The organism is Lysinibacillus sp. FJAT-14222 (assembly GCF_001278875.1).
GTDB lineage: Bacteria > Bacillota > Bacilli > Bacillales_A > Planococcaceae > Lysinibacillus > Lysinibacillus agricola.
On record NZ_LIYL01000022.1, the window covers coordinates 1 to 9,084 of the forward strand.

Consider the following 9,084-nt stretch of genomic DNA (forward strand, 5'->3'; position numbering starts at 1 on the left):
ATCAGAGCGACGGAAAGAAGAGCCGAAATGACGGATAGAAAGGCGAAAGCGACGGAAAGAAAAGTCCAAGCGACGGAAAGAAGAGCTGAAGTGACGGATAGAAGTCAGAGCGACGGATAGGAAGGTCCAAGCGACGGATAAAACCGGCAGGGTGACGGAAAGAAATCAGAGCGACGGANAAGAAATCAGAGCGACGGAAAGAAGAGCCGAAATGACGGATAGCCCCGCCAAAATCGTGGATAAAACAGAAATTGCCGAAAAGGCGTTATTCATGGGCTTTTTCGGATTTAACGCGCTGAGGATGCGCGAATATCAGTGCGTTAAATCCTAGTATGAGAAGTATATCGTAATAGGTTAAGCCTTACCATTTTACGCGGTTTTCTTCGATACTGCCTAGCATTTGTTTGATGACAAGTGTTTCGCCGTTGTCTAGTAATACGGAGCCGTCGTAATAGCCAAACATCTGATGTACTTCAGATTTTACGAGACCGGCTTTTGTTACAGATACACGCTCGAAAAACGGGGAGAATGTTAATGAAACTTGGTTAGAGAATTTCGTCTTAACTTTCCAGCGTTGCATCAAATCCTCTTGATTATAATTGAACAGTACATCCTCATGTATTTTTGTCATTTTACCTTCAACGAAAACAGCATTTTCGGTCATTCCAGTTCCGTCTGTCCACTTACCACCTAAATTGAGTCCAATTCGTCTACCTCGAACTCGCTGTGAGGCCATTCCCCAATTCCATGTTGATTCACGCGGCCAAACGCCACGACTATATTCTAGTACAGAGAAGTTTTCCTCAGGTGAAAATGTAAAGCGGCGAGTTCCAATTGTTACAACGCCAGAAGTGGGGAGTATATGATGCTTACCTATAAATTGGAATGTTTTGCGGTTCCAAGGAATGACTACATTCAATGACTCATCTGTAGATGGATGCTGAATGACAAGCTTCGCACGTAAAACATCTCCATCGAAGTCTGGGATAGAAACTGATAGATGTGTTTCATTTTGTAAATATGTCATATCAATCATCATTTCACTATTTTTGAATGATACTGAATCTAGCACCTGTGTAGGCATTTTTAACTTTCCACCTAAAGGAATTGTAATTGTTTTTTCAAAGTAGCGCTGTGTTTCATATTCAAGGAAATAGACGAAGCAGACCGCTGCGTAGTCTAGATGACTAATAGTAGCAGAGAATATGATCTCATCACCGTAGACACACCAATAATTCCATTTCTTTTTGCGCATAAAATGTCCACTTAAATTGCTATTTATGAAAGGTTTACGTGCAAATCCGATGGCAGCTGGATTTAAATTACCTTTTTTATCGCATAAAAGAGTAGGCTGTATAATTTCTTTCTCAGCATGCTGCTTCACATTCAACATCCCTTCTGGTCATAAAATAAAAATCTATACATCCTTTACCCCTATTGTAGCAAAAACTATCTTAGAAATGGAAAAGATAGTACCAAATAAGACCACTTTCGACATTTTTAAGAATAAGGACCTAACTAATAGAAACACTTCTATATACATATGATGGACATAAGGAGGGGAAGCGTGGCAAAAATGTATAACAGGCAGGCCGCTGTACAATATGCGAATTTGTGGTGGAACAGGCGTAATCCAGCATTTCCGAACTTTACTGTTGATTGTACGAACTATATATCTCAATGTTTATTTGCTGGAGGAGCACCAATGCGAGGTGCTCCAAACAGAGGGAAAGGTTGGTGGGGTCAACATAGCAATTGGAGTTTTAGCTGGTCTGTTGCACATTCCCTTAGATGGTATTTGGAAGGCTCTACGACTGGATTGAAGGGGAGGCGTGTACAATCTGCCGAAGAATTGGAACTTGGAGATATCATTTTTTATGATTTCCAAGGGGATGGAAGAGTTGACCACTCTGTAATTGTGACAAGTATTCAAAATGATATTCCATATGTTAACGCACACACTTCAGATAGTATTAATCGACCATATTTTTATGAAGATTCAACGGCCTATACGCCAAGCATGACTTATTTTTTCATTCATATAGATGATAGTTTTGCTTAGGGAGCTAGTAGTGTTAAAGCTCATCATTTTGTGATAATGTGAAAGATAGAAGATATAAATTCTAATATACTGTAATGTTATAGAAGGAGATAAGAATATATGAGCGAAAAAATTTTGTCTGTTAGGGATGCGATTATTGAGCGTCGTTCTATTAAAAAATTTAATGGCCAGTCGGTAGATCGTGGAGATTTAATGGCTATTATTGACGATGCGGTATGGGCACCGAATCATGGTAATCGAGAGCCTTGGCGTTTAGTCGTTGCTTGTGGTGAGGAGTTATCTACTCTTCATAATTTGTTGCGCGAACTAGCGATACCGAAATGGCAGGAGCTTTCAAGTGAAGATTTAGCGAAGCAAATGACAAAATTCACATTACCAGGTGGTTATGCATTTGTGATCGTTCCAGAGGATGCACGACAAAAAGAGCGTTTAGAAGATTACGCAGCGGCAAGTATATTTATTCAAAACATTCAATTATTAGCTTGGGATAAAGGAATCGGCTCATGCTGGAAAACTCCTGGGTTCCTAGATAATCCGAAATTCCGTGAAGCCTTAAAGGTTCAGCCGGGTGAGCGCGTGATTGCGATGCTACAAGTTGGCTATTTTGATGAAGCACCGAAAGGGAAAGAACGTAAAAAATCAGCAGATATCGTTACGATTTTTGGAGAATAACATAGCAAATCCCCTCGTTACTTTTTAGCGAGGGGATTTGTTTCATTTATTTTTGTAATTCCGCGACCTCAAATAAATAATCGCTTAAAACACGCAATCCTTTATCGAAGTTTTCTAAATGGAAATGCTCATTTGGTGCATGGAAGTTTTCACTTGATAAGCCGAAGCCCATAAGCACTACTGGCAATTCTAAAATTTCATCAAAGGCAGCCACGATAGGGATTGATCCTCCTCCACGTGTGTAAGCAGTTGGTACATTATATACTTTTTCGTATGAGCGACCAGCAGCTTGGATAAGTGGATGATCAAATGGTGTTAAGAATGGACGACCTTTATCGAATTCAGAGATTGTCACCTCAACGCCAGTTGGTTTATGTTTTTCAATATGTGCTTTTAATAGTGCCACAATTTCATCAGGCTCTTGATTTGGCACAAGACGGCATGTGATTTTTGCGCCAGCCTCAGCAGGAAGCACTGTTTTAATGCCTTCGCCAGAGAAGCCACCAAACACACCGTTGACCTCTAATGTTGGGCGTGCCCAAGTTTGTTCTAAATAGGAATAGCCAGCTTCACCGAATAATTCCTTCACGCCAACTTCTTCCTTCACGGATTCTTCATCAAAACCAAGCGCACGGTAAGCTTCGCGTTCTTCTTCAGTTAATGATAAAACGTTGTCGTAGAAGCCCTCCACTTGAATTGTCCCATGTTCATCACGGAAAGAGGCTAAAATGTCAGCTAATGCATGAATAGCGTTTTGGACACCGCCACCGTAAATACCAGAGTGAAGGTCACCTTTTGCACCACGAACATCGATTTGAACCCCCGTTAAGCCACGTAATCCGTAGCATACAGCAGGCTTACCAGGACCATATAAACCTGTATCAGAAATCAAAATTAAGTCTGCAGCTAGTTTCTCTTTATGCTCTTCAACATAGGCAGGAAGGTTAGGACTACCAATCTCTTCTTCACCTTCATAGATGAATTTCACGTTCACTGGTAAAGTGCCAGTTGTCGCAAATAGTGCTTCAATCATTTTTAAGTGCATAAACACTTGCCCTTTATCGTCACTAGCACCACGAGCAAATAATTTGTTATCTCGGATTGTAGGGTTGAACGGCTCAGTTTCCCATAAATTTAATGGGTCAACAGGCTGAACATCATAATGACCATAAAACAGAATAGTTGGTTTTCCCTCTGCGTGTAACCAATCAGCATAAACAACAGGGTGACCTGCAGTTTGCGTAATAGAGACGTTCTCAAGATTTAGCTTTTTAAAAGCGTTCGCTAGCCACTCTGCAGCATTTTGTATATCTCCCTTATACTCAGACAAAGAACTAATACTTGGAATACGTAAAAATTCATTTAATTCATGTAAGTGTGCTTCGCGATGTTCAGTGAAATACGCATCTAACTGCTGTACATTTGTCATCTAGCATCCCTCTTTTCAAATATTTCGATAATAGAAATAGTATAGCATAATGTGGTTGGGGAATCTTGCTATAGCAATGGTTTTTGCTGTATTTACTAATGATTTGCCCCAGTTTTAGCCCCACTTGTCTGTAAAGCATGGCTAGAGAGTGATACAGATTCCACTTCTAATTCCTTCAAAATATGTCCATATACATCCATAATCATTTTCGGAGTATTGCCAAGCCTTTCAGCGATTACCTTCACATTTAGCCCACGATTTAACAAAATAGTGCAATGCGTATGTCGTAAACCATGTATTGTTGTTTTAGGTAACTTAGTTCTCTTTAAAACTTTTTGCTTCAAAAATCAAAGCCACTGAATCAATTATAACTAAGCAATCATTTTCACCAGTATTTCCATTCATTGACCAATTACTATTTCGGAATACTCTTTTTTTTCCAAAATGGCTACTTAGAAGTTTTGCTACCTGCTCATCAAGAAACTTATCTCGGATATTAAAAACATCTTCTTTATATCTTTGGTTATCCATTTGATTGAACAATTCATAAAAATCCGAAATATAATTATCAGCTAGCTGCCCAATATTTATAATAGTAATATGATTGTCATTTCTGACTAAAAACTTATTTGAAATTCTATTGACTAGATACAAATCATCATCTGAGTATTTTTTGATTTCTGAAAAATCGACACAAAAAGTTTTTAGAATCAGCTCGATTTCGCTCAAAGTCAATTCTCCAATAAATTGGGGATCACCTAGTTGAAAAGAAAAAATTTCTTCTAAACTAATTTCACCTTTAATAAAATCATTTCTTCGCTCCATAACTATTGTTGGTATGTGTTCTAACCAATCACTAACCTTTTTTAAACATACAGATGAGTCTATTTTTTTAAACTTTCCAATCAGTTCTTTATCAATTTCAAATCTTGTTGAATTATTTATGAACCGCCTAGTTCGATAATAATTTGATATTTTTAGGGATTGGAAATCTTTATTTAAAGAATTCACCTCGAAATAATACAAAATCCGAATTAATGAAATAAATAAATGTAAAATTTCATTATATTCGTCATATTCGAATAAATCATCTGAGCAAGAATATTTCATCACCATAGCATACGTATAATCAATTTCAAATTGATTTATAAATTCAATTTTATTGACTTGCTGATTAATGAAGATTATCTGTACGAAATTAAAAAAACTTTGCCATTTTATAGATTTTGACAAAATAGCTATATTTCGTTTGCAATAATCGCAAATTTCTTCATTTCGCATATTATCTTTTTTAAATTGTTCACCCATATATTGAAGATTAGAGTAATTTGGAGCATCATTATCAATGTATATTTGATAAGTATTCACAAAATTCTTAATATCATTTATAATTTCTTTTTTTTTAGAATTACCCATAAACATCAATTCGCTTTCTAAAGGTAGTATCTTGTTTTCAAAAAAATCATACTTAATTATTATAACATTTGAATATACCCTAATATTACACTTCTTGATTTCTCATGTCAGCATTTTGAAGTATATAAAAATTTGACTACTTGTAGACTTTCAAATAGGTAGAAAAGGCCGCTAACTTGAAAATTCAAAACAATTGCCATGTCTATCCCTTTTTTAGGAAATAGTACAAGTGAAGTATCGTTTGTATTGTAGAATAGAGGTAAGCACAGTATTTGGTATATTATGTACATTTAAAAACGTTAAATTGTATTCAATATGAAAATAATTAAATATATAAGGTGGTGATTTGAATGAAGAACAGAATCTCCAAACCTATTATCAACATGGTCTTATTGTTACTTTTTCTTGTTGTTTTATGGTTTATAGGTAATGTTAGCCAGCTGTTATCTAGTAAAGAAAATACCGAAAGTGAAATTGGCTATATAGTAATGCATGAAGGAATAGTCTATTTTATTCAAGGAAAGGACGTTCAACAATCAGATATAGAGAGTTTCGCTAGCGAAAATTCAAATAAATTTGAATCAGTTTCAATTTTAAATAATGAATTGAAACTGTCTATGAAAGGGATTAAAAGTGGAGATAAAGTGAGGATTTGGTATTCTGAAATTTTGGAGTCAAATCCAGCAAAAATCAAAGTTATTCGTATAGAAAAAATGTGACCAAAAGTCTATAATTATAAAATACTACTTAATTACCATTTATTAATAATAACTTTCGTTTATTTCTTTTATTTAATAGAATGTTAGTTAACAACAGTCTAGGAGGAATGAAGATGAAAAAAATTACTTTAAAGTTTTTCTTTATGTTTATCTTTTTATTAGTTCCTATGAATGTCTTTGCAGAGGATCAACTTGGGAGTTTTACATTTGATTCAAGTGAATCGTCGCATCCTTATGATATGGTAAATTCGAAAGGTGAAATAATTAAGTATGAGGATTTCAGAAAAAGTAATTTGCAATTGATTAGTGAAACACCTAGTTTTCAAGGCACTGGAAAAATTACACCTGTTGAGATTGATAACTTAATATTACAAAGTAAATCATTTATTGATGTAACTCCTTCACCTGTTATTATTGAAGACAACTTATCTAAAAATACAAATGAAATAACTCCATATATAGTAATAGGCGAAGACGGTAGAACAATTGTAGAAGATACAGAAATAGCACCATTTAGTTCGATTTCGTATATTGAATTAAATTGGGCGGATGGTACAAGTGGTACTTGTACAGGTACTTTAATTGGTAGGAACAGGGTTCTAACAAATGCACATTGTGTAATCGATGCTGGAACACAAAGGGGTATATCTAGTGCAACAGTTTATCCAGGCGTAAGTAATAGCATGGGATGGTTTGGTTCTTATAATGTTAGGGATTATTTTGTACCTTCTAATTGGATTTCAACTGGTTCAACCTCAGAAGATTTTGCTGTTCTTGTTTTAGATGCAAGTAATAATAGACATGCAGGAGATGTTGCAGGATTTCTTGGAATAAGACAAGTAAATAATCTTCTTAATCAAAATGTTGGTATTTTTGGGTATCCGGGAGATTTAATAAGAGCAGGTGGTGTGATTTCTCAATTTGGTATGAGAGGAAATGTTACAAGAGAAGATACGTCTTTAGCCTTTTATACAATTGATACTGCACCTGGACAGTCGGGATCGGCATTATTAAATGCAAATAACCAAGTTGTTGGTGTTCATAGAGGGTCATATATTGTTAATGGGAACACTATGAATGGCGGACCGAAGATGAATTCAAATATGTTCAATTTTGTATCTCAAGCTTTGCAGTAACAATAACAGAAACTTAGCAAATTTACATGAAGCTGTCTAAAAAGAGGGTTTTTAACCAACAATGAATAAAAAGTAAAGGTAGAAATGCAAATAAAGTTGTTCCAGCAATTCCGTTAAATTAATACTTAGAGTAACACTAATTCTATATAATCTTTATAATGACAAACGAAGACAAAATTCTAAAAGATCAGGCACATATAAAAGTGAGTGCCTGATCTTTTTATGTAGAAATTGAAATTAGGGTATCGGTACACCTAAAGTATGCATCTAAAAACCTTTTTATATTAGACAATCATCATTATCCGCATCTTAACTCTCATGTTTGGATAAGTCAGATACCGTCACCAATTTATTAAAACAAACCTTTTGATTATTCTTAAGATTTCCTTTTAGTGAGAAATGATCCACGCCTACTTTAGAAACTACAATTGTATGTGTTATAATGTCGATTTTTCAATACTAATTTGGATATTGCTAACCGTGAAACTGTAAAGAAATGTTTAGCTACAAATGATCTTTTTATTATTCAAGGTCCTCCTGATACGGGTTAATCTACCGTAATAACAGAATTAATTAAACAAATTTATTCGAAGGAACCTAAAAGTAAAATTCTATTTACATCTCCTTCACATGTAGCTGTAGACCATCTGCTTTCAAATTTATCAGATGATTTATTTAATAGAATTATTGTAAGAATTGGAGATAGTGAAAAAATTTCTACTTCATCAGAGTAATTAAAACTAAATAAACAGATTAATAGATGGGCTGGGGAAGTTAAACAAAAGGTAAATAATAATGTTCAGGAAATAATTAAAGAAAAGTTAAATATAAATGATGCAGAAGAGACATTTATTGATGATATCTTGATTAATAGTAACGAGAAATCCGAAGTAGATGAGAGAATTTTAAATCCCAAATTTATTGATACTGTAAAGTTAATGAGTAAGTGGAAAAATAGAATAGAGTTGTTAGATGGATTTAATGATATTTTTGCAAGAGGGGCGTCTTTAATTGCATTCAACGTGTGTAGGAATAGCTTCAAATCACAATTTGAAAAATTTAACATATTATTGGGTTATAGTAGATGAAGCAGCACGTGCCACAGCTCCAGAATTAATATTACCATTGAAAACAATAAGATTTTAATAAAGCTCCATTCTCCATATAAATAATCCATTTCCATAGCTAAAAATTCTTCTATTTTTGGGTCTACTGTTGACGGTTTCGAAAACCAAAACATGCTTGTAAATAATGCGATTAAAGTAATAATAAACCTATAATGCTTCTTTTATATGCAAGTAATAAAAATAATGGGCGAATATACCAACTTAAAACATTATGATGCCTTTCAAAGGCCCAAGTAAAGAATTCATTGAGAACGTCCATGAATATTTTTTCTCCTTTAGAGTGACTTCACTTTCACATCATTATATTCAATTAATGATTAATTAGGAACGTTTACTACTTAAAAGTGCCATATCAGAAGTTTTAATTTTTATTTGTAAAATGGTAACTAAACAACATCACTTAGAATAGTTTGTAACCAGTTTTTGTAATTTTTCCATGATTTATAAATAACTCAAACTTCGCAGACTGAAATCGACAAATAAGCCTTGATATAATTAGGAAGGCTGGCGATCCATTGCTGAA

Annotated in this window: 8 protein-coding genes and 1 pseudogene; 5 read left to right on the plus strand and 4 right to left on the minus strand. The window is 34.5% G+C overall.

Annotation, left to right across the window (positions count from 1 at the left end):
- Positions 1 to 361: 361 nt before the first annotated feature.
- A complete protein-coding gene (locus AN161_RS11890) occupies positions 362 to 1,384 on the minus strand; it encodes a DUF2804 domain-containing protein (RefSeq protein ID WP_053594573.1) in 1,023 nt (340 codons plus the stop codon).
- Positions 1,385 to 1,567: 183 nt separating this feature from the next.
- On the opposite strand from AN161_RS11890, the gene AN161_RS11895 reads away from it, so the two are divergent.
- The gene (locus AN161_RS11895) at positions 1,568 to 2,062 is read left to right on the plus strand and encodes an amidase domain-containing protein (protein ID WP_053594574.1); all 495 of its coding nucleotides are present in this window, start codon (positions 1,568 to 1,570) and stop codon (positions 2,060 to 2,062) included.
- Positions 2,063 to 2,161: 99 nt separating this feature from the next.
- Positions 2,162 to 2,734: a nitroreductase gene (locus tag AN161_RS11900; RefSeq protein WP_053594575.1), complete on the plus strand. Its 573-nt coding sequence runs from the start codon at positions 2,162 to 2,164 to the stop codon at positions 2,732 to 2,734.
- Between the two features lie 46 nt (positions 2,735 to 2,780).
- On the opposite strand, the gene AN161_RS11905 is transcribed toward AN161_RS11900, so the two are convergent.
- The 3 genes and pseudogenes from AN161_RS11905 to AN161_RS11915 form a co-directional block, all read right to left on the minus strand.
- Positions 2,781 to 4,163: a dipeptidase gene (locus AN161_RS11905; RefSeq protein WP_053594576.1), complete on the minus strand. Its 1,383-nt coding sequence runs from the start codon at positions 4,161 to 4,163 to the stop codon at positions 2,781 to 2,783.
- 95 nt (positions 4,164 to 4,258) lie between these two features.
- Positions 4,259 to 4,501: pseudogene (locus AN161_RS11910) on the minus strand (tyrosine-type recombinase/integrase); the annotation flags it as partial.
- The gene (locus AN161_RS11915) at positions 4,479 to 5,585 is read right to left on the minus strand and encodes a hypothetical protein (protein ID WP_053594578.1); all 1,107 of its coding nucleotides are present in this window, start codon (positions 5,583 to 5,585) and stop codon (positions 4,479 to 4,481) included. The pseudogene AN161_RS11910 and the gene AN161_RS11915, both read right to left, overlap by 23 nt.
- Before the next feature lie 344 nt (positions 5,586 to 5,929).
- On the opposite strand from AN161_RS11915, the gene AN161_RS11920 reads away from it, so the two are divergent.
- The 3 genes from AN161_RS11920 (at position 5,930) to AN161_RS28800 (ending at position 8,580) form a co-directional block, all read left to right on the plus strand.
- On the plus strand, positions 5,930 to 6,298 hold the full coding sequence (locus tag AN161_RS11920) for a DUF3221 domain-containing protein (protein WP_053594579.1): 369 nt from the start codon (positions 5,930 to 5,932) through the stop codon (positions 6,296 to 6,298).
- 113 nt (positions 6,299 to 6,411) lie between these two features.
- Positions 6,412 to 7,434: a trypsin-like serine protease gene (locus AN161_RS11925; RefSeq protein WP_053594580.1), complete on the plus strand. Its 1,023-nt coding sequence runs from the start codon at positions 6,412 to 6,414 to the stop codon at positions 7,432 to 7,434.
- Positions 7,435 to 8,445: 1,011 nt separating this feature from the next.
- Positions 8,446 to 8,580, plus strand: coding sequence for an AAA domain-containing protein (locus AN161_RS28800; protein WP_143114753.1), 135 nt, complete (start codon positions 8,446 to 8,448; stop codon positions 8,578 to 8,580).
- The last annotated feature ends 504 nt before the right edge of the window (positions 8,581 to 9,084 follow it).

Bases quoted from the DNA above. Each gene is read 5' to 3' on its own strand.
- AN161_RS11915 (WP_053594578.1), bottom strand. From the start codon at position 5,585: ATGTTTATGGGTAATTCTAAAAAAAAAGAAATTATAAATGATATTAAG.
- AN161_RS11900 (WP_053594575.1), top strand. From the start codon at position 2,162: ATGAGCGAAAAAATTTTGTCTGTTAGGGATGCGATTATTGAGCGTCGT.
- AN161_RS11905 (WP_053594576.1), bottom strand. From the start codon at position 4,163: ATGACAAATGTACAGCAGTTAGATGCGTATTTCACTGAACATCGCGAA.
- AN161_RS11920 (WP_053594579.1), top strand. From the start codon at position 5,930: ATGAAGAACAGAATCTCCAAACCTATTATCAACATGGTCTTATTGTTA.
- AN161_RS11925 (WP_053594580.1), top strand. From the start codon at position 6,412: ATGAAAAAAATTACTTTAAAGTTTTTCTTTATGTTTATCTTTTTATTA.